This is a genomic window from Rhodococcus jostii RHA1 (assembly GCF_000014565.1).
GTDB classification, from domain to species: Bacteria; Actinomycetota; Actinomycetes; order Mycobacteriales; family Mycobacteriaceae; genus Rhodococcus_F; species Rhodococcus_F jostii_A.
Genome location: NC_008268.1, coordinates 4,848,532 through 4,874,754, shown reverse-complemented (window position 1 = coordinate 4,874,754; position 26,223 = coordinate 4,848,532). Strand labels below are relative to the sequence as shown.

Genomic DNA, 26,223 nt, shown 5'->3' with positions numbered 1-26,223 from the left:
CGGCAGCCGCACTCCTTTTCGGCTCCCGCACACGTTTTCGGGCGCAATTTCGGGTGCGCGAACCGAGAAAGAGTGCGTCTGTGCCGCCGGACGTCCACGGGAGGACTCTTGCGCCCCGCACCTCGACGGGGGAATCATCCGAGGATGACGGTCGAACGATCGCGCATCACGGTCCACGGGGTCGTGCAGGGGGTCGGCTTCCGCCCGTTCGTCGCGCGACTGGCCGACGACCTGGGACTGCACGGCCACTGCGGCAACGACGACGTCAGCGTGTTCATCGAGATCGAGGGCAAGTCCGCGTCGGTGTCCGAGTTCGTGCGCCGGCTGCGCACGGACGCGCCGCCGATGGCCGTGATCGTCGACGCGGTCGCCCAGCCCGTGCCGGTGCGCGGCGACGAGTCGTTCCGGATCATCGACAGCAGGCACGTCCCCGGTGCGCGGACGCTGGTGTCGCCGGACGTGGCGACCTGTGCGGATTGTCTTCGCGAACTGGCCGATCCGCACGATCGGCGGTATCGCCACCCGTTCGTCAACTGCACCAACTGCGGGCCCCGGTTCACGGTGATCACCGACCTCCCCTACGACCGGCCCAACACCACGATGGCCGAGTTCCCGCTGTGCGCGAAATGCCTCGCCGAGTACCGCGACCCCGCGGATCGACGGTTCCACGCCCAGCCGGTGTGCTGCCCCGACTGCGGTCCGCACCTGTTCGCCGAGGTCGACGGGCACCGGATCGACGGGGACGACGCCGTCCTCACCGCGGTGCAGGGGGCGTTGCGGGACGGCCGGATCGTGGCGGTCAAGGGCCTCGGCGGATTCCACCTCGTCTGCGATGCCGCGAACCCCGTCGCCGTCGAGACTCTGCGGGCGCGCAAGCACCGCCCGGACAAGCCGTTCGCGGTGATGACCGCGGACCCGTCCGCCGCCGCCGAGCTGTGCGAGATCTCCGAGCCCGAGAGCGCACTGCTGCGACACGCGGCCCGGCCGATCCTGTTGCTGCGCAAGAAGAACACTGCGTCGGTTGCCGACGGCATCGCACCCGGGATCGACGACCTCGGCGTGATGCTCCCCTACACCCCGCTGCACCACCTCCTGTTCACCCGGACCCCCGGCGCCGGCGTCGACCCACCGCGGGTGCTGGTGATGACGTCCGGCAATCTGAGCGGCGAACCCCTCTGTTTCGACAACGACGACGCCCGCACTCGATTGGCGGACATCGCCGACGTGTTCCTGATGCACGACCGCCGCATCGCGGTGCCCTGTGAGGATTCCGTGCTCGCGGTCGAGGCCGGGGCGGTGCTGCCGATCCGCCGCTCGCGCGGGTTCGCACCGCTGCCGGTCGTGCTCCCCGCGCACGGCCCGGAGATCCTCGCGGTGGGCGCGGAGATCAAGAACACCTTCTGCCTGACCCGGCAGGACTACGCGTTCTGCTCGGCGCACCTCGGCGACATGGGCAGCCTGGAGAGTCAGCGCGCCTTCGAGACGTCGGTGCGGCAGTTGACGCATCTGCACGGGATCACCCCGGAGGCCGTGGTCGCCGACCGGCACCCCGGATATTCGACGCACCACTGGGCCCGGCGCTACAGCGACAGGACCGGCGTCCCCCTGCTCACCGTGCAGCACCACCACGCGCACGTCGCGTCGCTGATGGCCGAACACGGACTGGTCGGGACGACGGTGCTCGGTGTCGCGTTCGACGGGACCGGGTACGGCTGCGACACCACCGTGTGGGGCGGCGAGCTCCTCGTCGTCGGCCCGAACGTCCTCGACACGAGGAGGGTGGGACACATCCAGCCCTTCTCGTTGCCGGGCGGTGACGCCGCGGTCCGGAATCCGGTGCGGGTGGCTCTGGCTCTGCTGCACGAGTGCGGGATCACCGACGTCGACGGGTTGCCGTGCGTGGAGGCGATCCCCACCACGGAACGCGCGGCCGTGGAGTCGCAACTTCAGTCGGGTCTCGGTTGCGTCAGGACGACGAGCGCGGGCCGCCTGTTCGACGGCGTCGCGTCGCTGCTCGGGGTCCGGCACCGGGTCACCTACGAGGCGCAGGCGGCCATCGAACTCGAGGCCCTCGCCCGGACCGCCCCGCACCCGGCTCCCCTCGCCATGGAAGTGCAGAACGACCAGCTCAGGCTGCCTCTTCTGCTGTCCGGACTGGTCGCCGGACTCCGCGACGGGACCCCGCCCGCGGCCCTCGCACTGGGCTTCCACCATGCCCTCGCCGCCGCCACCGCCGACCTCGTCGACCGGGCCGCCACCGTGACCGGCGCGTCGACGATCGGACTCACCGGAGGAGTCTTTCAAAACCGTTTATTCCTCGCACTGGTGAGAGCACACTGGGAGAGCAGCGGTTATCGAGTCCTCACCCACCACCGGGTGCCTCCCAACGACGGAGGACTCTCCCTCGGCCAGGCGGTGATCGGTGCCGCGGCAACCATGCGCGGACCGTGACGTCGGCAGCCCCCGACCGGCCGGTCCGGGACGGGAGCTAGTGAATGACCACCACCGCAGAGGCGGGCGGGCACCTTGTCGACACGGACCTGTCTGCGGATCTCGCCGCCGCAGCATTGTCACTCGCCCGCAGATTCCATGACGGCGCGACACTCTGGGTGATCTCACCCCAGTGGGAACCACACGCCCATCACGTCGCCGTCGAATTCGTGCATCCCGTGATCATGGGCAAACGGGCGCTGCCGTCGGTGGCACTCGTCGAACCCGATCCGGTGGCGCAGGCCCGGGTGGCGAGCAGGCCCGGCGACATCCTGCTGGCCGTGGCGTCGGCGAACGAACCCGCCGTGGTCGACGCGATGCGCCGCGCACCGGCGTGGGGCGCGATGACGCTGTGGATCGGGGCAGGCCCCCGACCTCCGGCCGGTGCGGCGAACCACATCCTCTGGGTCGACTCGGAGGATCCGATGGTGCCGGCCACTGGGCGGTTCGTCCTCATGTATCACCTGCTGTGGGAACTCACCCACGTCTGCTTCGAGCACTCGGGACTGCTGAAACCCGACGCCGAGGAGTGCGACGAGACGGTCTGCGTCACGTGCAGCGACGAGGGTCGTCTCGGTGAGGTGGTGATCGAGCCGGCCGAACCGCTCGGACCCGCCCTGGTCCGCACCGCCGCGGGCGAGGAGTGGGTGGACGTCAGCGTCCTCGGCGACGTCCAGCCCAACGACCTCCTCCTGGTGCACGCGGGTGCCGCGATCACACGACTCGACGACGCCGGTCAGGAGGCGAACCGATGACGACACACGACTCGGAGAGCACCAGCTTCCTCTACCCGTTCATCGACTCGGAGGAAACCGACGCCCAGAGCCTCCTCGACGACCTCGCCGCGTCCGCGCGAGGGAAGGCCGCCGAGAGCGCGCGCCTGCAGAAGGAGTCCCTCGACGAGTACGGCGACGGACTGACCGCGGCCGGCATCGACATGGCCGACAGGTTCCGTCGCGGCGGCCGGCTCTACACGTTCGGCAACGGTGGCAGCTCCACCGACGCCGCCACGCTGGCATCGCTGTTCAGCCGTCCCGCCCGCGGACGTCCGGTGGCGGCGTGGTCGCTCGCCGCCGATCAGGCCGTGGTGACGGCGCTGGGCAACGACGTCGGCTTCGATCTGATCTTCAAGCGGCAGATCATCGCCCACGCCCGGGACCGCGACGTCGCGATCGCATTGTCGACGTCAGGCAACTCCGACGACCTGATGACCGCGCTCACCGAGGCGAAACAGCGGGGGCTGCTGACCATCGGGTTCGCGGGCCACGAGGGCGGCCGGATGGCGGCGATGGCGTCCGCCGGCGAACTCGACTTCTGCTACACCGTCCACTCGCAGAGCATCCACCGGATCCAGGAGAGCCACGCGATGCTCGGGTACCGGCTGTGGTCGGTGGCCCAGGAACACATGACGCGGCCCGCTCCCAACTCCGTGGAGGCTTCATGAGCACCACCGAACCGGCCACCTCGGCGGAACGCGAAGACCGGGTCCTCGAGCGGATCGACAAGTTCCGGCAACGCCGCCCGCGGCTGCTGGACGAGGTGGTGACCCTCGCTCACGGTGCGGGCGGGAAGTCGTCGGCGGCCCTCGTCGACGCGGTGTTCGTCGAGGCGTTCCGCAACGAGGAACTCGAGCAACTCGGTGACGCGGCCGCGCTCACCATGCCCTCGGGTGAGCGGCTCGCGTTCTCCACCGACTCGTACGTGGTTCAGCCACTGCGTTTTCCCGGCGGCTCCATCGGGCATCTCGCGGTGCACGGGACCGTGAACGATCTCGCCGTGTCCGGTGCGCGCCCGCAGTGGTTGTCGGCGGCGTTCGTCATCGAGGAGGGTTTCCCGATCGCCGAACTGCGGGAGATCGTCGCCGACATGAGCGAGGCGGCCGTCCTGTCCGGAGTGCAGATCGTCACCGGCGACACCAAGGTCGTCGGCAAGGGCGCCGCCGACGGCGTCTACATCTCCACCGCCGGTGTCGGTGTCATCCCGGAGGGCAGGCGGCTGTCGCCCGATCTCGTGCGTGCCGGCGACAAGGTTCTGTTGTCGGGAACCATCGGCGCACACGGCATGGCGGTCATGCTCGCCCGCGGTGACCTGGCGATCGAGGCCGACATCGCCTCCGACACGGCCCCGGTGAACGCGCTGGTGGAGACGCTGCTGGAGGCGGCCCCGTCGACGAGGTGGATGCGGGACGCCACCCGCGGCGGCGTCGGCACCGTGTGCAACGAACTGGCTCACGCCTGCCAGCTCGCGGTGATCGTGGACGAGCAGTCCCTGCCCATCGAGCCGCAGGTGCTGGGCGCCTGCGACATGCTCGGCATCGACCCGCTGTACGTCGCGAACGAGGGGAAGTTCGTGGCCGTCGTCGCGGCGGACGAGGCGGATGCGGCCGTCGCGGCGCTGCGAGCCCATCCGCGGGGAGCCGATGCCACCGTGGTCGGCGAGATCCTGGCCGAACCGCCCGGCATCGTCGCACTGCGAACCTCGTTCGGCGGCAGCCGGATCGTCGACATGCTCGTCGGTGACCCGCTCCCCCGAATCTGCTGAAGAACAGCCCGAGAAGGAGAACCACGATGTGTCTGGGGATACCCGGTCAGGTGGTCGACATCGTCGACGCCGAACAGCATCTGGCCAAGGTGGACGTGAACGGCGTCCAGAGAACGATCAGTGTGCGACTGCTCGCCGAAGAAGGTCTCGTCGTCGGTGACTGGGTGCTCGTGCACGTCGGTTTCGCGATGGCGAAGATCGACGAGATCGAAGCGCAGCTGACGCTGGATCAGGTGCAGAAGATGGGCGCCGACTACGTGAACGAGATCGACGCGTTCAACTCGTCCGAAATCGCGTGACAACAGCAAGAACGAGGTAACAGGGATGAAGTTCGTCGACGAATTCCGGGACCCGGCGGCGGCTCGCGCCCTGGTCAAATCCATCACCGAACTGGCCCGAGGTGACGAGTTCAAGTTCATGGAGGTGTGCGGCGGGCACACTCACACCATCTACCGTCACGGCATCGAGCATCTCCTGCCGGAATCGGTCGAACTGGTGCACGGACCGGGATGTCCGGTGTGCGTCATCCCCATGGGCCGTGTCGACGACGCCATGTGGCTGGCCGAACAGCCCGGCGTCATCTTCACGACGTTCGGCGACATGATGCGGGTGCCCGGATCCAAGGGCAATCTCATCGAGGCCAAGGCCCGCGGCGCGGACGTCCGCTTCGTGTACTCGCCGCTGGACGCGCTGAAGGTGGCACTCGACAATCCCGACCACCAGGTGGTGTTCTTCGCCGTCGGGTTCGAGACGACGGCGCCGTCCACCGCGGTGACGTTGGTGCGCGCGCGGGCGCTGGGCGTGAAGAACTTCAGTGTGTTCTGCAACCACGTCACCATCGTGCCGCCGATCAAGGCCATCCTCGAGTCCCCCGACCTGCGGTTGTCGGGCTTCCTCGGCCCGGGCCACGTGTCCACTGTGGTTGGCCTGCGGCCGTACCGGTTCGTGTCCGAGGTGTACGGCAAACCGATGGTGGTCGCAGGCTTCGAGCCCCTCGACATCCTCGCGTCGGTGCACATGCTGCTCCAGCAGATCCGGGAGGGCCGCTGCGAGATCGAGAACCAGTACAAGAGGGTGGTGCGCGCGGAGGGCAACGTGCAGGCGCTGAAGTTGATGGCCGAGACGTTCGAACTGCGTCCGCACTTCGAATGGCGTGGGCTCGGGTTCATCTCGCAGAGCGCACTCAAGGTCCACCGGAACTACGCCGAGTTCGACGCCGAGGAGAAGTTCTCGATGCCGGGGGTGCGGGTGGCTGATCCGAAGGCGTGTCAGTGCGGTGAGGTCCTCAAGGGCGTCATCAAACCGTGGGAATGCAAGGTGTTCGGGACGGCCTGCACACCGGAGACGCCGATCGGCACGTGCATGGTGTCGCCCGAGGGCGCGTGCGCCGCGTACTACAACTTCGGCCGGCTCCACCGCGAGACGGCGCAATTGCTGGGTCAGCGAGGCTGACCGGTGATGCCGCGCGAACACAGGATGCCGTCCGGACACCGTGTGTTCGCGCAATACGCGCACGCCCCGAATGCCCTGGGCTACTGCGGTCCTCCCGGTTCGGAGCGCCTGCAGGCGGTCGCGTGCGGTGGGGCGCCGGACACCGACGTGGTGGCGCTGGCCAAGCAGTTCAGCGGCGCCTGGCCGTACCAGGAGGTGATCGCCCAGCTCGCCGGAATCCCGGACCCCTTGGACGAGAGGGTTGTTCGAGCCTACTGGACGTCGGACGAACTCTCGGGCCGCATCGACCGCGCCGAGTTCGGCGCCGCCCTGCTCGCCCGCCTCGCCTCACAGGCCGGCCACTACTGGAAGCACCTCACCGAGGACCTGCTCGGGGAGGCGGCCCCCACCCACAACTTCCACGTGTTCGGCGTGTATCCGTGGTCGCGGTTACTGGACACCGGAATGCCTCAGCCGCTGCAGGTTCTCGACTCGTGCCGCATCCGCTGGGGTGAGGTGGTCGGCATCGATCACGATCGTGCCGTCGTCCGGTCGCGCCGCCTGTCGTGGGACGGCACCCGGCTGTCCCTCGGCCCCGAGCAGGACGACCCGGCCGACTACCGCGTGCCCGAGGGGGCTTTCGTGAACGACCTCACCGTGGGCGACCGGGTGGCCGTGCACTGGGATTTCGTGTGCGACCGTCTCGATCCGGATCGGGTGGACCGGTTGCGCGGGCAGACGGAATGGCAACTTGCACAGACCAATCAGCGGCTGATTCGGCAAGCGACCCCGTCTCGCGGAAACGGACCGACACGAACGTTTCCCGGCTACCATGACTGGAACCCACTGCCTGTGGCCGGATCGGAGCCGACATGAAGAAGATTCTGAACTCGCTGTCCGAAGAAGAGTTCGTCCTGATCCGCGAGACCAAGAAGGCTCAGATGGCCGACTTGGACGAGGACAAGCTGATCAAACTGCACACCCGCGTCCGCCGTGCCCGCAACAAGCACGTGAAGCTGTACCGCCAGGAAGGCGCGGCGAAGGTCGCGGACAAGGGCGCGCGCGGAGCCGGTAAGGCGGCCAACAAGCGCAATGCGGACAAGGTGGAAGTCTTCGAGGCAGCGCTGAGCAGGGTGAGCGGCCAATTGGCGACGGCTGCCCGCGCAAGCGCACGCGACCTGAAGGACGCGCGACTCGCCCGCGCCCGGAGCGACGCCCCGTCCTTCAGCGAGCTCGGCGACAGCGACGGCAAGGTCGGCTCGTCCGGCAAGGCGCGCGTAGACGCCACCCGGAAATCCTCCGGCCGCAAGAAGTTCGAAGCATCCACCATCGCCGCAGGCGCACGGCGGCAAGCGAAGAAGGACAAGCGATAAGTCCGATGTGCGACGATGGATTGCATCATGCCTGACATCATCGAGTTGATCTTCGCCGACCACGAGTGGTTCCGACGACAGTTCGCCGCACTGGACGAATTGAAGGCTCACCGCCGGGTGGATATCACTGCCGTCGAGGGGGTGTGGACACCGTTGGCGAAACGCCTGGATCTGCACGCGGCAGCCGAAGAGGAAATCTTCTATCCCCAGCTTCTCCGCGTCGGCGAGGAGGACGCCGAGGAGGAAACCCTCGACGCGATCGGGGACCACAACGACATCCGCGACGGCGTCCGAGCCGCGGCGGGATACCCCATCCTCTCCGAGGAGTGGTGGGCGGAAGTCGACCGGACGCGCCGGGCCAACGACGAGCACATGGCCGAGGAGGAACGCGAGGGTCTCGCTGACTTCCGCAGCGCATCGGGGGATCTTCGCGAGTCGCTCGGGCGGCGCTTCGCCGAATACTTCCTCGTTCACCGGTCCACGAAGGATGTGGACACCTCGGACAAAGATCCACAGGAGTACGTCCGGGAGGTCGAGGAGGAACTCGACGAGGACAGCAGCGCGGGGTCACTTCGGATCGGAAGCTTGAAGGGCCGGTAGCGACGCACTCCCCACATCACAGACCGCGCGGTCTGTGTTCTATAGTTCGGCGGGTCCGCGGCATCGGGCCGACCGGTTCTGTGGGGAGATGGGGTTGTGGCGCAAATTTCCCGGCCGATGCCCGATGCGCTTCCCCCGATGTCGTTCGAGCGGACCGTTCCGCGCAGGTACGTCCATCGCCAATCCGTGGCCGAGGTCTTCCTCACCGACTGTGTGTCGCTGCCGGGGCCGGATCGGTTCGTGGTCGCCGCGCAGTGGCCCCGCCTGCACGGCTTCTACCGCGCCCGGGATGGGCGCTACGACACGATGCTGCTGGCGGAAACGCTCCGGCAGACCGCGATCTACCTGGGACACACCCGCTTCTCCGTCCCGCTGCCGAACCGGTTCGTCATGCAGCATCTCCGGGTGCAGGCGCTGCCCGGCGCGCTCGCAGTGGGCACGGCGGCCGCCGACGTGATCGTCGAGGTCGCCGTGTCCGAGCATGTGTACCGCGGCGGGGCGCTGTCCGCCTTCCACGTGGACCTGCGGTTCCGGCTCGGCGGACAGAACGTGGGCACCGCGACGGGTCATGCGTCAGTGTTTCCGCCGGCCGCGTACTCGCGGGCCCGGTGGGGTGAGCGCGGGCCGCGGTCGATCGGGGCGCCGTGGTGTCCCGCACCCGGCCCGGCGGGGCTGGTCGGTCACGTCGACGACGCACACGTCGTCCTGGGTCCCCGGTGTTCCGAGAACGAGTGGGAGTTGCGAATCGACGACGCGCACCCCGTGCTGTTCGACCACCCGTGTGATCACATTCCCGGGATGCTGATGCTGGAGGCATTCCGGCAGGCCGCCTACGCCCGGCTCGGCGTGCCGGAAGCGCACCTCGTTTCCCTGGGCGCCACGTTCCACCGTTTCGCCGAAGTCGACGAGCGAGCCACGATCCGGCTGGACGTCGTCGACGACGGCGCGCTATCGATCCGCGGATCGTTGGTGCAGGGCGGACTGGCGGTCGTGCGAGGGACCGCGGCGCTGGCCCCTACCGCGGTGAGCGCATGCGCTCGCTAGTCGGCGTCGTCGGGTGTCCAGCGGGCCCGGCGGATCCGGGTGATGTCCTGATGCCGGGCCGCGGGCATGATCCCGGGGAGCAGGAACCCCCACATGTCGTCGACACGTTGCTCGAGGTCGGTGCGCTGCGTCAGCACCTGGGAGACGGTCTGGACACCGGTGAAGGCGCCGATGACGAACCGCGCCAGCCTCGGCGGGTCGATGTCCGCGAGGAGATCCCCCTGGTCGACGGCCCGCGTGGCGAGCATCTCGCAACTGTTGATCCAGTCGAGATAGGGGTCGGCGGGGCCCTGGTCGTCGGCGCTGAGTTCGAGGGTGACCCGGATACCGGCCCGCACGATCGGGTCGTTCACGATCTGCCGGGCCATCTCGTGACAGAGCATCACGATCTGCTCGATCGCCGAAACCTGCTCGCGGCCGATCGCCTCGACCGACGCGATGGAGATCCGGTGTTGCTCACCGATGATGAACCGCGCCAGGTCCTCTTTCGAGCGGAAATGGAAGTACAAGGCCCCCTTCGTGATTCCGGCGTTCTCGACGATGTTGCCGAGTCTGGCTCCTTCGAACCCCGACTTCTCGAACATCTCCGCCGCCCCGCGGACGATCTGCTGTCGTGTCGCCGCAGCACGCGCCTGCTGAACCACGTTCACACCTTTCCCTGCCGCACGAGAGAAGAACGATGACGATGAAAGCACGGACTACGCGCCCATTGCCCGGAGAGACGGTACCAGCGTCGACCGCGACCGACGATGGTCGAACACCCTCCACGCCGGTCCGTGTCGCGGTGGTGGGAGCCACCGGCTTCGTCGGATCGGCCACCGTGACGGCACTGGCGTCGGCCGGAATCCACTGCACCGCGGTGGCGCGCACACCTTCACAGTCCGAGATTCCGGGCGTCGTGTCGGCCCGGGCGGATCTCACCGATCCGGCGAGCCTCGAAACGGCGCTCACCGGCGCCGATGTCGTGATCCATGCCGCCTCCCACACCGGGAACGACCCGGCGCACTGCGTCACCGTCAACGTCGCGGGCACCGAGAATCTGCTTGCCGCGGCGGCCCGGAACGGCATGAACCGGGTGATCTATGTCAGCACCATCGGCGTGTACGGGTCCGGGCCGCACACCGGAATCGGTGAGTTCGAGGCCACGCCCGCACCCGTCTCGGCGCTGAGCGCGAGCAGGCTGACCGCCGAACACCGCGTCCTCGAACGGGGTGGTTGCGTCGTCCGGCCCGGCTTCGTCCACGGCCCCGGCGACCGCTGGTTCGTCCCCGGCTTCATCCAGATAATCGAGGCGTTGGGGGCCTGGGTCGACGAGGGACGATCCCGGATCTCGATTATCGCGGTGAACGATCTCGCCCGGCTCCTCGCCGCCCTCGCCGCGCAGTTCCCCGCACGCCCCGGCGACGTGTTCCACGCCTGCCACCCCGACTCGGTGACCGTCCGCGAACTCGGGCAGGCACTCGCGGACTCGGGCCGCCTCCGGTTGCCTGCCACGAGCCTCACCTTCGACGACGCGTTGACCGCCGGCGCCCGGCACGGCCTCACCGAACGACACCTCGACCTGATCGGCCGCGACCACTGGTACGACCCCAGCCGCCTGTGGACCGTCACGGGTGCGAGCGTCGACCACGGTCCCCTGGACCGCTTCCGGGCGTGACGTCCGTCGACGAGCCCGGGGACGGCCACGGGCTCGGACTCTCCGTCGAGCGGAACATCCCGTCTTCGTCCGCCGTCCGCGAGCGGGGTGTATACCCGGATAGAGGATGATTTCCCCCACCTGACGGAGTGTCGAGATGGCCCTTCTCGCCGAGATCGTCGTGGACACCGAAGGCGACAGCCGGGTAGTGGTCCTGATTCCCATGATGTGGTTGTTCTTCGCGGTCCTGGTCACTTTCGTCGTCACCCGGACCATCACCCGCCGTATCCGGTCGCGGTCGGGAGCGGCGCCAACGGACGACGGCGCGGAGTCGGGGGGCGGTCTGATCAACGACATCACCGTCGGCGGCGTGCACCTGCACCACCAGGTTTTCGGGATCCTGTTCATGACGCTGGCCGGGCTGGCACTGATCGCCACCACCCCGGAGGGCACCGCACTCAACGTGTTCGCCGCCCTCTTCGGAGTGGGCCTCGCGCTCACCTTCGACGAGTTCGCGCTGTGGGTGCACCTCGACGACGTGTATTGGAGCACGTCCGGCCGGAAGTCGGTGGACGCGATCTTCTGCGCGCTCATGATCACCGGTCTGATGATCGGCGGCGCCGAACTCGTGACCGGCCGGATCGGCACCCCGGAGTGGTGGTCGTCGATCGGCTATCTGGCCATCTCCCTCGCCATCTCGGTGATCTGCATGCTCAAGGGCAAGTTTGTCACCGGGATCGTGGGGATCGTGTTCCAGCCGGTGGCGATCATCGGCGCCATCCGCCTCGCCAAACCCGACTCCTGGTGGGCGATGCGCCGCTACCCGAACAAACCGCGCCGGATGGCCCGTGCCCGGTCACGATTCGGCGAGCGCTACCACGCCCGCTGGAACCGGGCACGCGACTTCGTCGCCGGACCACCCGACGTCCGTGAGGCCGGGATGCGATGATCTGCGCCGTCAGTCGTCGTCGGCCGTCCGCGACCGCCCCATCATCTCCAGCCCGGCCATCGCCTTCTCGGCGCCCGCCTCGTCCACCTTCTCCATGGCGAAACCCATGTGGATGACGATCCAGTCGCCCGGTTCCAGGCTGACGTCCTCGGGCAGCATACCGACGTTCACCTTGCGCTGTTCGCCGACGACGTCGACGAGCGCGAGTTGGTTGCCGTAGCCTTCCAACATGCGCACCACCTGACCGGGAATACCGAGACACATGATTCAGCCCTCCGTCCCGTCCGGTTGCAGCGTTGCCGCGGAGTCGGACTCCAGCAGTTGATCCACGATGTCGAACACCAAGTCGACGGCCTGTCCGACGGCGGCCTCGACCCGCGGTGAGAGCCCGATTCCCTCGCCGGTGTTCGCCACCTGGCAGCCGAGGACCACGGTCCGCGGCAGGGTTCCGCCGAGCGCGCGCAGACTCCCGAACACCGCCCCCGGATCCATGCTGTGCGCGTCCAGCGGCGCCGCCGGAACGGAATCGGGCCCCACCTCGAATGCCCTCAGCGCGCCGGGCTCACCACGGCCGGGCACCGCGTCCACCAGCAGCAGGGCGCCCCAACCGTCGAGCAGCTCGTAGGCCAGATGCGTTCCACGAATGCCGAAATCGACGGCGCGGACTCCCGGCGGCAGCGTCCTCGTCGCGACCCCGCGCAGCACCTCGGGTCCGAAACCGTCGTCGCCGAAGAAGATGTTGCCCACACCGGCAACCAGAACCCGCCTGCCCACCGTCACGTGCGTCTCACATTTTCCGGATACGCAGATATCGCCTGATGTCTGGGATCGCGATGACGGCGACCGCTACGCCCGCGACCGCAACCAACGCCAGAGCCGCGGTGGTCATCTCTCCGAGAATCTTCATGACTGTCCATCCTTTCCGGTGTCTGCCGAGACCGGCTCCACCTCATCCGGGGCGAAGTACAGATACCGTCCGTACCACTCGTGCAACTCCGACGCAGGGTCGTCCTCCAGCACGACGCCGACGTGGGTGCCACCGTCGACGTCGGCGTGCACGGTCACCACGCGAGCCAGCTGTCCCGCGAAGAACAGGTCCTGGGCGTCGGCGCGCCGCGACGGGTGGATCCGCACGACAGTGCCCTTCGCCACCCGGACGCCGTTCACGATCACGCCGTCGACGTCGGGGCGAACGGCTTTGTCGGCATCCGGATCCCACCACGGCGTGTCGTCGGTCAGTTCCGGGACGAGCCCCATGTCGGGGAGGCCCGTATCCGGGAGGTGCGGGTCCGGGAAATCCGGGTCCGGGAGGTGCGGATCTCGGAGGATGCCGTGCATCTGGGCGAGCGTCGCGGGCGACATCTGGTCGCACCGGTCGATGATTTGGGCGGCGAGCGGGTCGGTGGCGCGGGCCTGCCGCTTCTCCTCCTCGGTGAGGGTCATGACGCGCAGTGTGAGGATCTCGTCGATCTCGGTGGCGTCGAACAGTGCCCCGTCGCTCTGCTCGGCCACCTCGGGGTGGTCGTACAGGATGATCGGCGACACCAGGACGAGATCCGTCTCCCCCGGCAGCCCGGCCAGTACCGGGTAGCACCGTTCGTGCGCGCACGTTCCCGCGAGTTGCTCCGCCTCCGCGGGAGGTTCGAGGAGTGAGACGAACTCGGTGTTCTCCGCCGCCAGGATCAGATGGGCGCCGATCAGCGACTGCCGGATCGCCGAGTCCTTGTCCCAGCCGGCGGCGTCCTGCGCGGTGGTCGCGTTCTCGACCGACACCCGCACGCGGTTCAGCCCGTCGACGCCGTCGCTGCCCACCGTCACGACCGCGTGCGCGGGCCACCGGGTGCGCACCACCCGGCCGGCGAGGGATCCGTCCTCGTCCCGCAGTTCCTCCACCTCCGTGCCGCCGTCGATGTGGACGTCGAGACGGCGTTCGCCCGGCCACTCCGCGGGGCGCAGGATGCCGAGATCGAATTCGCGCTCCACCGCCTCGTCCCAGCTGAGCCAGCTCGCGCCCGCGACCGTCAGTTCGTCGACGGGAACGAACTCCGCCGAGTCTGCGTCCACGCGTTCGATGCTGCGCACCTGAAGCTGCAGGAAGCGGAGGGTGACGTTGACCCCCGCTCCGTCGCCTGCCTGCATCAGGGTCTGACAGGACATGCGCGGTTCCTCGCCGACCCCCGACTCCGCCGCACCCGACGGTCCGAGGACTCCGAACTGCCACCGCGACTGATTCTTCGACGAACTCGCACGATACGGATACAGCAGGTAGCCCTCGTACAGGACCGCGTCAGCCACGGCACGTACTCGCTGCAGGGACGCCGGGGAGATCATGCGATCACCTCCCCGGCTCCCTGCAGCAGGTCCGAAATGGCGACGTCCAGTCCGATCAGACCGTGCGCCGCCTTGTAGCGCGCCAGCGCGGCGAGCGTGTCGTGGTCGAGGCGCACCCACCCCGTGTTCGGGTAGTGCGCCTGAACCAGTTCGCGCCACACGCCGACCGGCAGGTCGTAGGTCGACTCGCGGTCCCACGGGATCCGTTCCACCCCGAAACCGACGACCCCGCGAGTGAAGACCGTTCCGCTGAACAGGAACACGAGCGGCACCGTCGACCCGGCCTCGTCCAGGGCGTGCAGATACTTCGAGGCTGTCACCTCGAAGTCGTACGTGCACGGCAGCGGCAACTCCACCACACTCGACCCGGTGAACCCCTGGGCCACGGTGCTGGTCTGCATCCATTGGAAGGGTTTGAGAGTGGCCGTCCACCGCTCGCGGGGCCCGAACAGATCGAGGAGGCCCTCCGCCTCGCCGTCCGTGTAGCGGCGGCGTTGCGGGTCGATGCGGACCTGGCAGCGGACGGCCATCGCGTGTACGGTGGCACCGCTGGACTCCGTCACCTCTACTCGCGCAGTGAGATTCGGCGCAACCGCGAACGGTTCCGGGAACACCTCCTCCACGCGGAACGACAATTCGGTCACGTCGGCTCCTTCGCGACGCGACTGCGCGCACGCACCGTCTCGAAGAACGTGTCGATGACCCGGCGGGCGTCCTGGCCGCCGTCGAACCCCCGCCACACCTGCCGCAATTCGCCCACCAGCTGGTAGCAGGCGTCGATGGGAACGAGGTAGCACTCGGGGTCGCCGTGCTCGGGGACCCGCAGGAGCAACGCCTCCGTGTCTGCGGACAGCCGGCCGAGGGCCGGGTTGGCCGCGAGGACGCTGTCCCAGGCGTCGAGCGGCAGCTCCGATTCGGTGGCACCTGCCGGTCCGGGATAGAAGGCGACGGTCTTGGCCAGCAGCGAGTTCCGGAACACGAAGGCGAGCCCGACAGGGATTTCCAGTTCGTCCCAGCGGCCCGGTGCGAGTTCGAAGTCGGGGAACGACAGGTAGCGGTCCGGGACGGCCCGGAAGCGCAGTTCGGCGCTCTCGTCGGTGAACAGCAGGTAGCACCCACGGCACACGCACATCAGTTGCCGGTCCTGAACGTTCACGACGTGCTGATGGGCGTCGGCGATCGGCACGGCGCACATGTCGCACCGTTCCCCGATCACCGGTGCGGGCCGTTCGGACGCGATGCGCTGCAGGATGCGCAGTCCGTTCCCCGACGGGCTCATCACGCCACCTCCGCGGCGGGCACCGCGACGGAGACGACGCCGTCACGGACGAGGACCGGCAGCGGCGACAGCGTGTCGGCATCGGCGTCGCCGTCGAGACGGAGGCCTGCTCGGCGCGGGTCGAAGTGCGCCCGGCACGACGGACAGCGCAGCACCGCGTCACCCACCTGCCCGCCCGCTTTCCGTTGCAGCGTGGCCCCGGCCAGCGAGTTGGTGCAGGCGGCGCAGCGGTCGCGGTAGGCGAACAACTGCTCCCCGATCCGGCACACCAGAATCGGGAGCCCGGCCACGGAGAATCCGGCCACCTCCCCGGGCGTGAGGTCCTCGAGTTCGGGCACCGACACCCACGTCCCGGTACCGCTCGACCCGTCCGATCCGTCCGGATGAACGTGGGAGAACAGCGATTCCGCGGAGATCAGCCCCGAACCGGCGGCGGGGGTGGCACCCACCACCTCGATGTCCACGGTCTCCGGTGCGGCGGCCAGCACGGCGTCCTTGACGGCGAGTTCCAACGTCACCGCCGAGGACGGACAGCTCTGGCAACTGCCGGTCAGCCGAAGCCGCACCACACCCTCCACCACGCCGAGCAGTTCGACGTCACCGCCGTGTGAGCCCAGGTAGGGGCGCACACTGTCGAGCGCGGTGGCGACCCTCGTCTCGACGTCGTGCGGATGAAGTCCGTTCACCAGCAGCAGGCTGGCCACCAGTTCGTCGGCGGCCAGTCGTTCGACGAGGTCGTCGTCGCGCTCGCCGATGATCTCGAGGACACGCTGCAGCCCGGCGCCGTAGAGTTCGACCACCTCGCGGACCAGTTGCTCGGCGCGCTCACGTGCCACCGAGCCACCTGTCGAACTCGCGTCCAACAGGCTGTCGATCCTCTCGCCGGCTGTCCGCCACCGATCGGGGTCGTCTCCTACTTCGTCACTCCCCCACGTCTCCGATCCGCCACGCTCCATGCGTACCTCGTCACTCGCCGGTCACGGACTGGGTGGGCGAATGCAGCTTCTCCAGCGTCTTTCCCTCACCGAGATACATGTGCACACCGCAGGGCAGGCAGGGATCGAAACTGCGGACGGTCCGCATGATGTCGATGCCCTTGAAGTGCTCCCGATCGTTCTCCTCGAAGATCGGCTGACCCTGCACCGCGTCCTCGTACGGCCCCGGCGTACCGAAGCTGTCGCGGGGATTGGCGTTCCACGGGGTCGGCGGATACGGGTGGTAGTTCGCGATCTTGCCGTCGCGAATCACCATGTGGTGCGACAGAACTCCGCGCACCGCTTCCGTGAAGCCGCAGCCGATGCCCTCGTCGGGGACCTCGAACTTCTCCCACGTCTTCGTGTGCCCGGCCCGGATCTCGGCGAGCGCCTTCTCCGCGAAATGCAGCGCACACGCCGCCGCGTAGGCCTGGAAGTACGTCCGCGCCCGGTCACGCTCGATCGTGTTGCTGCCGTACCGCGGGATCTTCCATTCCAGCTCGACCGGGCCCTTCAGCGCGGTCTTCGGCAGGTTGATCTTCACGCTGTGACCGGTCGACTGCACGTACCCGATGTCGACGAGACCCGCGAGGGCGGTACTCCAGAGCCGGGCCAGCGGCCCGCCGCCGGTGTCCAGCGCGAGATGGTCCGTGCCGTCGAACCACCGCGGCGACATCACCCAGCTGTACTTGTCCTCCATGTCGCGTTTCTGCGGGTGCGGGTTGGTGTGCTGGTTCCACGGATGCCTGCGGTCGACCGGGTTCCCGAGCGGATCGTTCTTCACGAACATTTCCTGGTCGGTCCAGTCGTCGTAATAGGAACTGCCCAGCAGGATTCGGATGCCCAGATTGATGTCGACGAGGGACGTGGTGATCAGTTTGCCGTCGACCACGATGCCGGGCGTGACGAACATGGCCCGTCCCCACTTCTCCATGTCCTTGTAGGAGAAGTTGCACACCGCGGGATCCTGGAAGGATCCCCAGCAGCCGAGGAGCGTCCGGCGCAGGCCGACCTTCTCGTAGCCGGGTATGGCCTCGTAGAAGAAGTCGAACAGGTCGTCGTGCATGGGGACGACCTTCTTCATGAACTCCACGTAGCGCATCAGACGCGTCGTGTAATCGGTCATCAACTGGATCGTCGCGACCGTGCCCACGCCACCCGGATACAGGGTGGACGGATGGACGTGCCGACCTTCCATGAGGCAGAACATCTCTCGCGTCCACCTGCTGACCTGCAACGCCTCCCGATAGAATTCACCGGTGAACGGGTTGAGCGAACGCATGATGTCGGCGATGGTCTTGTAGCCGTGCTCGCCGGCGTGCGGCGCCTCGGTCTTCTCGGCCTGCGCGAGCACCCCCGGATTGGTCTCGGAGACCATCTTCTCGCAGAAGTCCACACCGACGAGGTTCTCCTGAAAGATGTTGTGGTCGAACATGTATTCCGCGGCCTCGCCGAGGTTGACGATCCACTCGCCGATGTGCGGGGGCTGCACACCGTAGGCCATGTTCTGGGTGTAGCACGAACACGTCGCATGGTTGTCACCACAGATACCGCAGATGCGGCTGGTGATGAAGTGGGCGTCGCGGGGATCCTTACCCTTCATGAAGATCGAATAGCCGCGGAAGATCGACGAGGTGCTGTGGCACTCCACGACTTCCTTCTGTTTGAAATCGATCTTCGTGTAGATGCCCAGGCTGCCCACGATGCGCGTGATCGGATCCCACGCCATCTCGACCAGGCCGTCGGATTCCGACTTGTGCGAAGGTTCCGGAATGATCGTTGTCATCGACGTACCTCTCAGTGTTCGAGGCCGTCGGACTACCGCCCGAGACCCCGAGCGGGACTACCAGGTGCGTGTGGCGCCCGTGGTCAGTTTCGTACCGCGACTGCGCCAGTGCGGCTCTTTGTCCAAAGTGGTCTTGGTGATCTTGCGGAGGCTCCGAATGGCGGATCCGTACAGTCCGGACGCCGCGGCGGAGATCTTGCCGCCCGGCGGTTCGTCCATGAACGGCATGAACTTGTCCGGGAAGCCCGGCATCGTGCACCCGATGCAGATACCGCCCACATTCGGGCACCCACCGACACCGTTGATCCAGCCCCGCTTCGGGACGTTGCACTTGACGACCGGACCCCAGCACCCCAGCTTCACGATGCACTTGGGCGAGCCGTACTCGGTGGCGAAATCACCCTGCTCGTAGTAGCCGGCGCGGTCGCAGCCCTCATGCACCGTGGCCCCGAACAGCCACTGCGGACGCAGAGCGTCGTCGAGCGGAATCATGGGCGCCTGCTCGGTGGCCATGTAGAGGAGATACGTCAGCGTCTCCGACAGGTTGTCCGGTTGGATCGGGCAGCCGGGAACGCAGACGATCGGGATGCCCGCCTTCGACTTCCAATCCCAGCCGAGATAGTCGGGAACGCCCATCGCACCGGTCGGGTTACCCGCCATCGCGTGGATACCGCCATACGTGGCGCACGTGCCCGCCGCGACGATCGCCGTCGCCTTCGGAGCCAGACGATCGAGCCATTCACTCGTCGTCACCGGCTGGCCCGTCTCGGGATTGTTGCCGAACCCGCACCAGTAACCCTCGTCGTGAAGTTGCTCGTTCGGGATGGAACCCTCCACCACCAGGACGAAGGGTTCGAGCTCGCCGCGATCCGCCTTCCAGAACCACTCCAGGAAGTCGTCGGCGCCGCCCTCGGGGCCGTTCTCGAAGTCGATCAGCGGCCAGTGAACGGCCACTTTGGGTAGGCCCGGCAGGGCTCCCAGAGCAATCTCCTCGACACTGGGCTGCGTCGCAGCCGTCAAGGCCACCGAATCGCCGTCGCAACTGAGTCCCGCATTGATCCACAGCACGTGAATCAGGGTGTCCTCGGCGTTGATTGCTTCCTGTGTCGGCATATCAGGTCGCTTTCCGGAGTGAACACAACTCCTGTCGCCACCGGAGTCGACCGTCGGCCCACCTGTGTGGCGCTGATATTTATTTAGCTCCGCCGTCGAGCGGATGTCAACGGTCCTCGGCGCGTCGCACCGCGCAGTTCGACCCCGTCGTGTATGGGCGTCATTGCTTCGCAATCCAGTCGTACCACTGCGCAATGCCCTGACCCGTCGTCGCCGACAGCGTGATCATCTGCAGGTCGGGGTTCACCGACCGTGCGTACTTCGTGCAGAGATCGACGTCGAAGTCCACGTACGGCAACAGGTCCGCCTTGTTCACGATCACCAGGTTCGCCGCCGCGAACATGTGCGGATACTTGAGCGGCTTGTCCGTCCCCTCGGTCACCGAGATCACCACCACCCTGCTCTTCTCACCGAGATCGAACAGTGCCGGACAGACCAGGTTCCCCACGTTCTCGATGAACAGCAGCGAGTTGGGCTCGGGGTCGAGGGCGGTCAGCGCGTCCCGCATCATCTCGGCGTCGAGGTGACACCCGGCTCCCGTGTTCACCTGCACCACAGCACATCCCGTCGCCTTGATGCGGTTGGCGTCGAGCATCGTCTCCTGGTCACCCTCCACCACCGAGACGCGTCGCTGCCCACCGATGTCGGCGATGGTGCGTTCGAGGAGAGTCGTCTTCCCCGACCCCGGCGAACTCATCACGTTCAGGGCGAGCACCCCGCGCCCCGCCAGCCAGCCCCGGTTGCGCTCCGCGGTGAGGTCGTTCTTCGCCAACACCTTCTGCTCGAGGGTCACCGTCTCGGTCGCAGGCTCGTGCGGGTGTTCGTGGGTGTGCTCGTGGTCGTGGTCGTGCGGATGCTCGTGATCGTGCGGATGCTCGTGGTCGTGGTCGTGGGGGTGCTCGTGGTCGTGGGGGTGCTCGTGGGGCACCGTGATCCTGGTTCCGGTCTCGTCTCCGCATCCACAGGTGGCACACATTTTGCGTCAGCTCACTTCCATCGAGAGGATTCGTAGTTCCCGACCCGACGTGACCTCCACGTCCGCACTTCCGCACGGGCACAGCAACACCAGGTCCGTGAGCGCGAAGTCCGCGCCGCACTCACGGCAGTGCGCACCGCCCGGGGTGTGGTCGATGTCGAGACGGGCACCGTGCGCGACGGTCCCTTCGGTGACCAGTTCGAAACAGAACTGCATCGAATCGGCGACCACGGCCGTCAACGCCCCCACCTGCACGCGCACACTGTGGACCGTCCGTCCCGCGGCGGTCTCGCAGACGGCGTCGACGACGCTCTGGGTGATTGCCAACTCGTGCATCACGGCCCCGTTCAGGACTCGTCACCTGTGGATTCGAGCGTAGCGCTTCGCGCCCGTGAGTACTTATCAACCGCGGGCGGTTAATAAGTACTCACAGCAGACGTAGTCTGAGGATCCGCCATCCACATCAGGGAGGGCGCATGGACGCCTGGAGCATCCGAGACTTCGAACCGGAGGATCTCGAGTCCGTCGTGCGCATGGACAGCAGTTCCACCACCACAGACCAACCGCCCCTGTTCGCGCTGTCGGACGTGGTCGGAAGTCTGCTGAACCGTCACCCGGCGGTCGTCGCGACGAAGGACGGTCTCATCATCGGGACGGCGGTCGCTCGCGTCGATGAGGACCGCGCCTGGGTCATGCGCCTCTCCCTCGATCCCGAATGGCGTGCCCAAGGGCTCGGCAGCGCCCTGCTGTCGCAGCTCGAGCACCAGCTCCTCGCCAGAGGAGTGCGGCGGGTGAGCGCGCTCCTCCCCGAAGGTGAGACCGGTGCCACCGCGCTGAGCAATTCCGGATTCACCGCCCGCAGCGGAGTCACGTACTACGAGAAGCTCGGGACGGTGTCGCCCCGTACGGCCGGGGTCCTGGCGACGCTCGGCGGCGCGGTACCGCCCGCCGGACTGTGGAAACAGGTCGCCGGCATGTCTCGGGAGAAGTCGCTGATCGAACGCAAGATCGTGCTCCCCCTGTCGCGGCCCGCGCTGGCCGCCGACCACGGCGTGGCACCGCCGCGCGCCGTGGTCCTGTTCGGACCACCGGGAACCGGGAAGACGACGTTCGCGCGTGCCATCGCCAGCCGGCTCGGCTGGCCGTTCGTCGAACTGTTCCCGTCGCGGCTCGCGGCCGGCGAGAACGGTCTCGCTGCCGGTCTCGGCGAGGCGTTCACGTCGATGGGCGAACTCGAGCACGTCGTCGTCTTCATCGACGAGGTGGAGGAGGTGGCGGCGCGGCGCAGGCCCGGATCGCAGTCAGTCGGGGTGGTGAACGAACTGCTGAAATCGATCGTCCACTTCCGTGAACGCGGCGGACGGTTGCTGGTGTGCGCCACCAATTCCGTTCGCGCACTGGATGATGCGTTCCTACGTCACGGACGTTTCGACTATGTGCTGCCGATCGGCGCGCCGGACGCGGAGGCCCGGCACGCACTGTGGGAGCGGTACCTCGGCAACGAGCAGGTCGACGTGTCCGCCCTCGTCGCCGCGACCGAGGGTTACACGCCCGCCGACGTCGCGCACGCGGCACGGACCGTTGCGCAGGCGACGTTCGAGTGCAGCGTCGACTCGGGGGGACGCTGCCATGCCGGTACCCAGGACTACCTGGACGTGATCGGCACGGTGCGTCCCACCCTCACCGCCGAGATGATGCAGGCGTTCACGGAGGACATCGCCGGTCACGCCCGCACCTGACCTGTGAGTACTTGTTAACCGCCCGCGGTTAACAAGTACTCACAGGCGTTCGATGATGGTGGCGTTGGCTGTGCCGCCGCCTTCGCAGATGGTCTGCAGACCGTAGCGGCCGCCGGTGCGCTCGAGTTCGTTGAGGAGGGTGGCCATCAGCTTCGTGCCGGTCGCGCCGAGGGGGTGTCCGAGGGCGATCGCGCCGCCGTTGACGTTGACCTTCGCCGGGTCGGCGCCGATCTCCTTGATCCAAGCGAGGACGACCGGCGCGAAGGCCTCGTTGATCTCGATCAGGTCGATGTCGTCGATGCTCAGGCCCGTCTTCTCCAGCGCGTAACGCGTGGCGGGGATCGGGGCGCTGAGCATGAAGATCGGGTCGGCGCCGCGGGCGCTGAGGTGGTGGATGCGGGCACGGGGAGTCAGGCCGTACCTCTCGACCGCTTCCGGTGAGGCCAGCAGCACCGCGCTCGCACCGTCGGAGATCTGGCTCGCGACCGCGGCCGTGAGACGTCCCCCTTCGGTGAGGGTCTTCAGCGCCGCCATCTTCTCGAGGCTGGTCTCGCGGGGACCCTCGTCCGTCGTCACGTCACCGAACGGAACGATCTCGCGGTCGAAGCGCCCCTCGGCGATGGCCGTCCGCGCCCGTTCGTGGCTCTGCAACGCCCAGCGCTCGAGTTCCTCGCGGCTGATGTCCCACTTGTCCGCGATCAGTTCGGCGCCGTTGAACTGCGACACCTCCTGGTCGCCGTAGCGTTCCGTCCAGCCCGTCGATCCGCCGAACGGGGTGTCGAATCCGTACTGCTGACCGACCACCATTGCCGAGGCGATCGGGATCTGGCTCATGTTCTGCACACCGCCGGCGACGATCAGGTCGGCGGTGCCGCTCAGGATCGCCTGCGCACCGAAGTGCACGGCCTGCTGACTCGACCCGCACTGCCGGTCCACCGTGACCCCCGGGACCTCCTCCGGGTAGCCGGCGGCCAGCCACGCGGTGCGGGCGATGTTGCCCGCCTGCCCGCCGATCGCGTCGACGCAACCGAAGACGACGTCGTCGACACCCGCCGGGTCGAAGCCCGTGCGCTCGACGAGGGCCTTGATGACGTGCGCGCCCAGGTCGGCGGGGTGCACGCCGGACAGGCCACCGTTCTTCTTGCCGATCGGTGTGCGAACGGCGTCGACGATGTAGGCCTCGGTCATGTGAAACTCCTAGTCAGTTATGGGGACTCGCAAGTCCGTCGAGGACGATCGAGAGGTATTGCTTGGCGACGGTGTCGACCGTGACCGAGCCGCCGGGCCGGTACCAGCGGACGGCGACCCAGGCGGTGTCGCGGAGGAATCGGAAGGCGAGCTCGACGTCGATGTCGGATCGGAAGCTGCCGTCCTTCACACCCGCCTCGAGCACACCCATCCACAGCTCGCGGAATTCGGTGTTCAGTTCGGACAGGTACGTGAAGCGCTCGTTCGCGACGAGGTGCTTCACCTCGTCCTGATAGATCGCGACCGCGGAATGCGACGCGTCGATCGCCTCGTAGGACGTGGTGACCAGCGCTTCGAGGGTGGCGCGGCTGTCGAGGCCGGACGCGACGATCTCGCGGTACTTGCCGAACAGGTCGTCGAGGAAGCCCCGTAGGATCTCGTCGACCATCGACTCCTTCGAGTCGAAGTGGTGGTACAGGCTGCCCGACAGGATGCCCGCGGCGTCGGCGATGTCGCGCACGGTGGTGGCCCGCAGGCCGCGTTCGGCGAACAGGGTGGCCGCGATGTCGAGGAGTTCGGTCCGGCGTCCGGACTTGCCGGACGTGTCGTCGGCGGGGGGTGGCGTCATCGTCACATCCTATCAACCAAGCGCTTGTTAGGGCCTTCGGCCCCGTGCGTGGTTAAGGAGTCCAGACACTCGTTAACCACGCACGGGGCGGCTACGCCCTCTGCGACGAGATCGACACGACCTCGCCGGTGAGGTACGTGGTGTAGTCGCTGGCGAGCATGGCGATGGTGGCAGCGATTTCCCACACCTCGGCGGCGCGGCCGAACGCCTCGCCGGACGCCAGCTTGTCGAGGAGTTCCTCGCTGGTGACCTTCGCGAGGAACGCGTGCCGCGCGATGGACGGCGCGACGGCGTTGATCCGGACGCCGTACTCGGCGGCCTCGATCGCGCTGCAGCGGGTCAGGGCCATGACGCCGGCCTTCGCGGCCGCGTAGTGTGCCTGCGAGTGCTGGGCCCGCCACCCGAGGACCGACGCATTGTTGACCAGTACACCGTTGTGCGGGACCTCCTTGAAGTAGCGCAGCGCGGCGCGGGTGGCGCGGAACGTTCCGTTGAGCGTGATGTCGAGGACGCGGTCCCACTCCTCGTCCGTCATGTCGACGAGCGGTGTCTCGCCGCCGAGTCCGGCGTTGTTGACGAGGACGTCGATCCGGCCGAGTCGTTCGGCGGCGGCGGCGATCAGCGCATTCACCTGCTCCGTGCTGGACACGTCACACGTCAGCGCCTCGACCACCTGGCCCGGGAATTCGGCGGCGAGCTTTTCCTGCGTCTCGCCGAGCCGTCGTTCGTGCCAGTCGGACACCAGCACGTCGGCGCCCTCGAGCAGGGCGCGTCGCGCGGACGCGTAGCCGATGCCGGTGCCCGCCGCGGCGGTGACGACGACCTTCTTGTCTTTCAGCAGGTCGTGTCCCGGAGTCTCGGCGGGCGCGGTGGCGAGTGGGGATGTCTGTGTCACGGTCGTGCCTCTCGGGGGAGTCCGAGCACGCGCTCGGAGATGATGTTGCGCTGGATCTCGTTGGATCCGCCGTAGATCGTGTCGGCGCGGGTGAAGAGGAAGAGCCGCTGCCAGTCGCCCAGTTCGAGATGTTCGGGGTCCGTGACGTCGGACGCCGGATCGGCCGGGGCGAGCAGCGACGCCGCGCCCTGCACTTCCATGGCCAGCTGTCCGAGGTCGCGGTGCCAGTTGGCCCAGAGCAGCTTCGCGACGGACGCCTCCGCGCCGGAGGTCCCGGCGTCGACCGCCTCCAGGGTGCGCAGTGCGTGCGCTCGCATCACCCGCAGCCCGACCCACGCGCGGGCGATCTTCTCGCGGATGTTGGGGTCGGTCGCCGCACCGTTGGCTTTCGCGAGGTCGACGACGCCCTGCAGTTCGCGGGCGAATCCGATCTGCTGCCCGAGCGTGGACACGCCGCGCTCGAAGGTGAGCAGACCCATCGCGACGCGCCAGCCGTCACCCGGCTCCCCGACCACCAGATCCGCGTCCGTGACGGCGTCGTCGAAGAACACCTCGTTGAACTCGGACGTGCCGGTCAACTGCTGGATGGGCCGGACCGTGACGCCGGGTTGGTCGAGCGGGACGAGCAGGAAGCTCAGGCCCTGGTGCCGCTTGGATCCCGGTTCGGTGCGGCAGAGGACGAACGCCCACTGGGCGACGTGCGCGAGGGACGTCCACACCTTCTGCCCGTTGATCACCCACTTGTCGCCGTCGAGGCGGGCGGTGGTGGATACGTTCGCGAGGTCGGAACCGGCGCCCGGCTCGGAATAGCCCTGCGCCCACAGTTCGGTCACGGTGTTGATGCCGGGGAGGAAGCGACGCTTCTGTTCCTCGGTGCCGAACGCGATGAGCGTCGGGCCGAGCAGTTCCTCGCCGACGTGGCTGACCCGCGCCGGCGCCCCCGACTTCGCGTACTCCTGATGGAACACCACCTGCTGGGCAAGCGTGGCTCCGCGCCCGCCGTGCTCCTTCGGCCAGCCGAGGCAGGTCCATCCCGCCGCGGCGAGATGACGGTCCCACGCGAGCCGTTCCTCGAAGAACTCGTGCTCGCTGCCGGGGCCGCCCTTGCCTTTCAGCCGGGCGAAGTCGCCGGTGAGGTTGTCGTTCAGCCACGTCCTGACGGTCTGCGCAAAGTCGTCGTCGGTGATCAGCCCGTCCGGGCTCTCGCTCTGGTCCACGTCTGTAAGATAACCTACCAAGCACTTGCTAGG

28 protein-coding genes and 1 pseudogene are annotated in these 26,223 nt (G+C 67.7%); 13 read left to right on the top strand and 16 right to left on the bottom strand.

Annotated elements, in window-relative coordinates; translation table 11 throughout:
- Window positions 1-144 precede the first annotated feature (144 nt).
- From hypF to RHA1_RS22510, 10 genes and pseudogenes are all read left to right on the top strand, one after another.
- The gene (gene hypF / locus RHA1_RS22555) at window positions 145-2,451 is read left to right on the top strand and encodes a carbamoyltransferase HypF (protein WP_011596983.1); all 2,307 of its coding nucleotides are present in this window, start codon (window positions 145-147) and stop codon (window positions 2,449-2,451) included.
- A 44-nt stretch (window positions 2,452-2,495) separates the two neighbouring features.
- Window positions 2,496-3,245: a sedoheptulose 7-phosphate isomerase gene (locus RHA1_RS22550; protein ID WP_011596982.1), complete on the top strand. Its 750-nt coding sequence runs from the start codon at window positions 2,496-2,498 to the stop codon at window positions 3,243-3,245.
- Window positions 3,242-3,934 carry a D-sedoheptulose-7-phosphate isomerase gene (locus RHA1_RS22545; RefSeq protein ID WP_011596981.1) on the top strand — a complete coding sequence of 231 codons (693 nt, stop codon included), beginning with the start codon at window positions 3,242-3,244 and terminating at the stop codon, window positions 3,932-3,934. The genes RHA1_RS22550 and RHA1_RS22545 overlap by 4 nt, the downstream gene beginning before the upstream one ends.
- Window positions 3,931-5,031 carry a hydrogenase expression/formation protein HypE gene (hypE, locus tag RHA1_RS22540; RefSeq protein ID WP_011596980.1) on the top strand — a complete coding sequence of 367 codons (1,101 nt, stop codon included), beginning with the start codon at window positions 3,931-3,933 and terminating at the stop codon, window positions 5,029-5,031. Before RHA1_RS22545 ends, hypE begins: the two co-directional genes overlap by 4 nt.
- A gap of 26 nt (window positions 5,032-5,057) precedes the next feature.
- On the top strand, window positions 5,058-5,330 hold the full coding sequence (locus tag RHA1_RS22535) for a HypC/HybG/HupF family hydrogenase formation chaperone (RefSeq protein WP_005244643.1): 273 nt from the start codon (window positions 5,058-5,060) through the stop codon (window positions 5,328-5,330).
- Window positions 5,331-5,355: 25 nt separating this feature from the next.
- Window positions 5,356-6,483: a hydrogenase formation protein HypD gene (gene hypD, locus RHA1_RS22530; RefSeq protein WP_005258643.1), complete on the top strand. Its 1,128-nt coding sequence runs from the start codon at window positions 5,356-5,358 to the stop codon at window positions 6,481-6,483.
- A gap of 24 nt (window positions 6,484-6,507) precedes the next feature.
- Window positions 6,508-7,298 (top strand): annotated as a pseudogene (locus RHA1_RS22525) (DUF6390 family protein).
- Between the two features lie 36 nt (window positions 7,299-7,334).
- Window positions 7,335-7,835: a hypothetical protein gene (locus RHA1_RS22520; protein ID WP_011596978.1), complete on the top strand. Its 501-nt coding sequence runs from the start codon at window positions 7,335-7,337 to the stop codon at window positions 7,833-7,835.
- A gap of 27 nt (window positions 7,836-7,862) precedes the next feature.
- On the top strand, window positions 7,863-8,435 hold the full coding sequence (locus RHA1_RS22515; protein ID WP_043780872.1) for a hemerythrin domain-containing protein: 573 nt from the start codon (window positions 7,863-7,865) through the stop codon (window positions 8,433-8,435).
- A gap of 96 nt (window positions 8,436-8,531) precedes the next feature.
- Window positions 8,532-9,479 carry a ScbA/BarX family gamma-butyrolactone biosynthesis protein gene (locus RHA1_RS22510; protein WP_011596977.1) on the top strand — a complete coding sequence of 316 codons (948 nt, stop codon included), beginning with the start codon at window positions 8,532-8,534 and terminating at the stop codon, window positions 9,477-9,479.
- Here the strand turns inward: RHA1_RS22510 and RHA1_RS22505 are convergent.
- Window positions 9,476-10,123: a ScbR family autoregulator-binding transcription factor gene (locus tag RHA1_RS22505; RefSeq protein WP_041812464.1), complete on the bottom strand. Its 648-nt coding sequence runs from the start codon at window positions 10,121-10,123 to the stop codon at window positions 9,476-9,478. The genes RHA1_RS22510 and RHA1_RS22505 overlap by 4 nt on opposite strands.
- Window positions 10,124-10,158: 35 nt before the next feature.
- On the opposite strand from RHA1_RS22505, the gene RHA1_RS22500 reads away from it, so the two are divergent.
- Window positions 10,159-11,136: an NAD-dependent epimerase/dehydratase family protein gene (locus RHA1_RS22500; RefSeq protein WP_011596975.1), complete on the top strand. Its 978-nt coding sequence runs from the start codon at window positions 10,159-10,161 to the stop codon at window positions 11,134-11,136.
- 136 nt (window positions 11,137-11,272) lie between these two features.
- Entirely contained in the window at window positions 11,273-12,064 is a 792-nt protein-coding gene (locus RHA1_RS22495) for a hypothetical protein (protein WP_011596974.1), read from the top strand.
- 9 nt (window positions 12,065-12,073) lie between these two features.
- On the opposite strand, the gene RHA1_RS22490 is transcribed toward RHA1_RS22495, so the two are convergent.
- From RHA1_RS22490 to RHA1_RS22440, 11 genes are all read right to left on the bottom strand, one after another.
- Window positions 12,074-12,328, bottom strand: coding sequence for a HypC/HybG/HupF family hydrogenase formation chaperone (locus RHA1_RS22490; RefSeq protein WP_007300869.1), 255 nt, complete (start codon window positions 12,326-12,328; stop codon window positions 12,074-12,076).
- A 3-nt stretch (window positions 12,329-12,331) separates the two neighbouring features.
- Complete coding sequence (locus RHA1_RS22485; RefSeq protein WP_011596973.1) at window positions 12,332-12,844, bottom strand: hydrogenase maturation protease; 513 nt, start codon at window positions 12,842-12,844, stop codon at window positions 12,332-12,334.
- A gap of 7 nt (window positions 12,845-12,851) precedes the next feature.
- Entirely contained in the window at window positions 12,852-12,971 is a 120-nt protein-coding gene (locus RHA1_RS53645) for a DUF6893 family small protein (protein WP_016884051.1), read from the bottom strand.
- Window positions 12,968-14,395, bottom strand: coding sequence for a hypothetical protein (locus tag RHA1_RS22475; RefSeq protein ID WP_011596972.1), 1,428 nt, complete (start codon window positions 14,393-14,395; stop codon window positions 12,968-12,970). Before RHA1_RS22475 ends, RHA1_RS53645 begins: the two co-directional genes overlap by 4 nt.
- The gene (locus RHA1_RS22470; protein WP_011596971.1) at window positions 14,392-15,039 is read right to left on the bottom strand and encodes a DUF6084 family protein; all 648 of its coding nucleotides are present in this window, start codon (window positions 15,037-15,039) and stop codon (window positions 14,392-14,394) included. Before RHA1_RS22470 ends, RHA1_RS22475 begins: the two co-directional genes overlap by 4 nt.
- Window positions 15,036-15,674, bottom strand: coding sequence for a DUF5947 family protein (locus RHA1_RS22465; protein ID WP_011596970.1), 639 nt, complete (start codon window positions 15,672-15,674; stop codon window positions 15,036-15,038). The genes RHA1_RS22470 and RHA1_RS22465 overlap by 4 nt, the downstream gene beginning before the upstream one ends.
- Window positions 15,674-16,630 carry a NifU-related iron-sulfur-binding protein gene (locus tag RHA1_RS22460; RefSeq protein WP_011596969.1) on the bottom strand — a complete coding sequence of 319 codons (957 nt, stop codon included), beginning with the start codon at window positions 16,628-16,630 and terminating at the stop codon, window positions 15,674-15,676. The genes RHA1_RS22465 and RHA1_RS22460 overlap by 1 nt, the downstream gene beginning before the upstream one ends.
- Window positions 16,631-16,640: 10 nt before the next feature.
- Window positions 16,641-18,434, bottom strand: a complete 1,794-nt coding sequence (locus RHA1_RS22455; protein ID WP_011596968.1) for a nickel-dependent hydrogenase large subunit — start codon at window positions 18,432-18,434, stop codon at window positions 16,641-16,643.
- 57 nt (window positions 18,435-18,491) lie between these two features.
- A complete protein-coding gene (locus RHA1_RS22450; RefSeq protein ID WP_005258614.1) occupies window positions 18,492-19,547 on the bottom strand; it encodes an NADH-quinone oxidoreductase subunit B family protein in 1,056 nt (351 codons plus the stop codon).
- Window positions 19,548-19,707: 160 nt separating this feature from the next.
- Window positions 19,708-20,523: a hydrogenase nickel incorporation protein HypB gene (gene hypB, locus RHA1_RS22445; protein WP_011596967.1), complete on the bottom strand. Its 816-nt coding sequence runs from the start codon at window positions 20,521-20,523 to the stop codon at window positions 19,708-19,710.
- Window positions 20,524-20,529: 6 nt separating this feature from the next.
- The gene (locus RHA1_RS22440) at window positions 20,530-20,859 is read right to left on the bottom strand and encodes a hydrogenase maturation nickel metallochaperone HypA/HybF (RefSeq protein WP_007300861.1); all 330 of its coding nucleotides are present in this window, start codon (window positions 20,857-20,859) and stop codon (window positions 20,530-20,532) included.
- A 140-nt stretch (window positions 20,860-20,999) separates the two neighbouring features.
- Between RHA1_RS22440 and RHA1_RS22435 the strand changes: the two genes are divergently transcribed.
- The gene (locus tag RHA1_RS22435) at window positions 21,000-22,262 is read left to right on the top strand and encodes an ATP-binding protein (RefSeq protein ID WP_011596966.1); all 1,263 of its coding nucleotides are present in this window, start codon (window positions 21,000-21,002) and stop codon (window positions 22,260-22,262) included.
- Between the two features lie 39 nt (window positions 22,263-22,301).
- Here RHA1_RS22435 and RHA1_RS22430 read toward each other — a convergent pair whose 3' ends face one another.
- From RHA1_RS22430 to RHA1_RS22415, 4 genes are all read right to left on the bottom strand, one after another.
- Window positions 22,302-23,450, bottom strand: a complete 1,149-nt coding sequence (locus RHA1_RS22430) for an acetyl-CoA C-acetyltransferase (protein ID WP_011596965.1) — start codon at window positions 23,448-23,450, stop codon at window positions 22,302-22,304.
- Between the two features lie 13 nt (window positions 23,451-23,463).
- Window positions 23,464-24,078 (bottom strand): TetR/AcrR family transcriptional regulator, encoded by a 615-nt coding sequence (locus tag RHA1_RS22425; RefSeq protein ID WP_009477673.1) that lies wholly within the window; start codon window positions 24,076-24,078, stop codon window positions 23,464-23,466.
- A 91-nt stretch (window positions 24,079-24,169) separates the two neighbouring features.
- Window positions 24,170-24,973: an SDR family oxidoreductase gene (locus RHA1_RS22420; protein WP_011596964.1), complete on the bottom strand. Its 804-nt coding sequence runs from the start codon at window positions 24,971-24,973 to the stop codon at window positions 24,170-24,172.
- Window positions 24,970-26,190, bottom strand: coding sequence for an acyl-CoA dehydrogenase family protein (locus RHA1_RS22415; protein WP_009477671.1), 1,221 nt, complete (start codon window positions 26,188-26,190; stop codon window positions 24,970-24,972). The genes RHA1_RS22420 and RHA1_RS22415 overlap by 4 nt, the downstream gene beginning before the upstream one ends.
- Between the last annotated feature and the right edge of the window lie 33 nt (window positions 26,191-26,223).

Coding starts and splice junctions, on each gene's coding strand:
- hypF (WP_011596983.1), top strand. CDS start 145: ATGACGGTCGAACGATCGCGCATCACGGTCCACGGGGTCGTGCAGGGG.
- RHA1_RS22550 (WP_011596982.1), top strand. CDS start 2,496: ATGACCACCACCGCAGAGGCGGGCGGGCACCTTGTCGACACGGACCTG.
- RHA1_RS22545 (WP_011596981.1), top strand. CDS start 3,242: ATGACGACACACGACTCGGAGAGCACCAGCTTCCTCTACCCGTTCATC.
- hypE (WP_011596980.1), top strand. CDS start 3,931: ATGAGCACCACCGAACCGGCCACCTCGGCGGAACGCGAAGACCGGGTC.
- RHA1_RS22535 (WP_005244643.1), top strand. CDS start 5,058: ATGTGTCTGGGGATACCCGGTCAGGTGGTCGACATCGTCGACGCCGAA.
- hypD (WP_005258643.1), top strand. CDS start 5,356: ATGAAGTTCGTCGACGAATTCCGGGACCCGGCGGCGGCTCGCGCCCTG.
- RHA1_RS22520 (WP_011596978.1), top strand. CDS start 7,335: ATGAAGAAGATTCTGAACTCGCTGTCCGAAGAAGAGTTCGTCCTGATC.
- RHA1_RS22515 (WP_043780872.1), top strand. CDS start 7,863: ATGCCTGACATCATCGAGTTGATCTTCGCCGACCACGAGTGGTTCCGA.
- RHA1_RS22500 (WP_011596975.1), top strand. CDS start 10,159: ATGACGATGAAAGCACGGACTACGCGCCCATTGCCCGGAGAGACGGTA.
- RHA1_RS22495 (WP_011596974.1), top strand. CDS start 11,273: ATGGCCCTTCTCGCCGAGATCGTCGTGGACACCGAAGGCGACAGCCGG.
- RHA1_RS22490 (WP_007300869.1), bottom strand. CDS start 12,328: ATGTGTCTCGGTATTCCCGGTCAGGTGGTGCGCATGTTGGAAGGCTAC.
- RHA1_RS53645 (WP_016884051.1), bottom strand. CDS start 12,971: ATGAAGATTCTCGGAGAGATGACCACCGCGGCTCTGGCGTTGGTTGCG.
- RHA1_RS22475 (WP_011596972.1), bottom strand. CDS start 14,395: ATGATCTCCCCGGCGTCCCTGCAGCGAGTACGTGCCGTGGCTGACGCG.
- RHA1_RS22465 (WP_011596970.1), bottom strand. CDS start 15,674: ATGAGCCCGTCGGGGAACGGACTGCGCATCCTGCAGCGCATCGCGTCC.
- RHA1_RS22460 (WP_011596969.1), bottom strand. CDS start 16,630: ATGGAGCGTGGCGGATCGGAGACGTGGGGGAGTGACGAAGTAGGAGAC.
- RHA1_RS22455 (WP_011596968.1), bottom strand. CDS start 18,434: ATGACAACGATCATTCCGGAACCTTCGCACAAGTCGGAATCCGACGGC.
- RHA1_RS22450 (WP_005258614.1), bottom strand. CDS start 19,547: ATGCCGACACAGGAAGCAATCAACGCCGAGGACACCCTGATTCACGTG.
- hypB (WP_011596967.1), bottom strand. CDS start 20,523: ATGTGTGCCACCTGTGGATGCGGAGACGAGACCGGAACCAGGATCACG.
- RHA1_RS22440 (WP_007300861.1), bottom strand. CDS start 20,859: ATGCACGAGTTGGCAATCACCCAGAGCGTCGTCGACGCCGTCTGCGAG.
- RHA1_RS22435 (WP_011596966.1), top strand. CDS start 21,000: ATGGACGCCTGGAGCATCCGAGACTTCGAACCGGAGGATCTCGAGTCC.
- RHA1_RS22430 (WP_011596965.1), bottom strand. CDS start 23,450: ATGACCGAGGCCTACATCGTCGACGCCGTTCGCACACCGATCGGCAAG.
- RHA1_RS22425 (WP_009477673.1), bottom strand. CDS start 24,078: ATGACGCCACCCCCCGCCGACGACACGTCCGGCAAGTCCGGACGCCGG.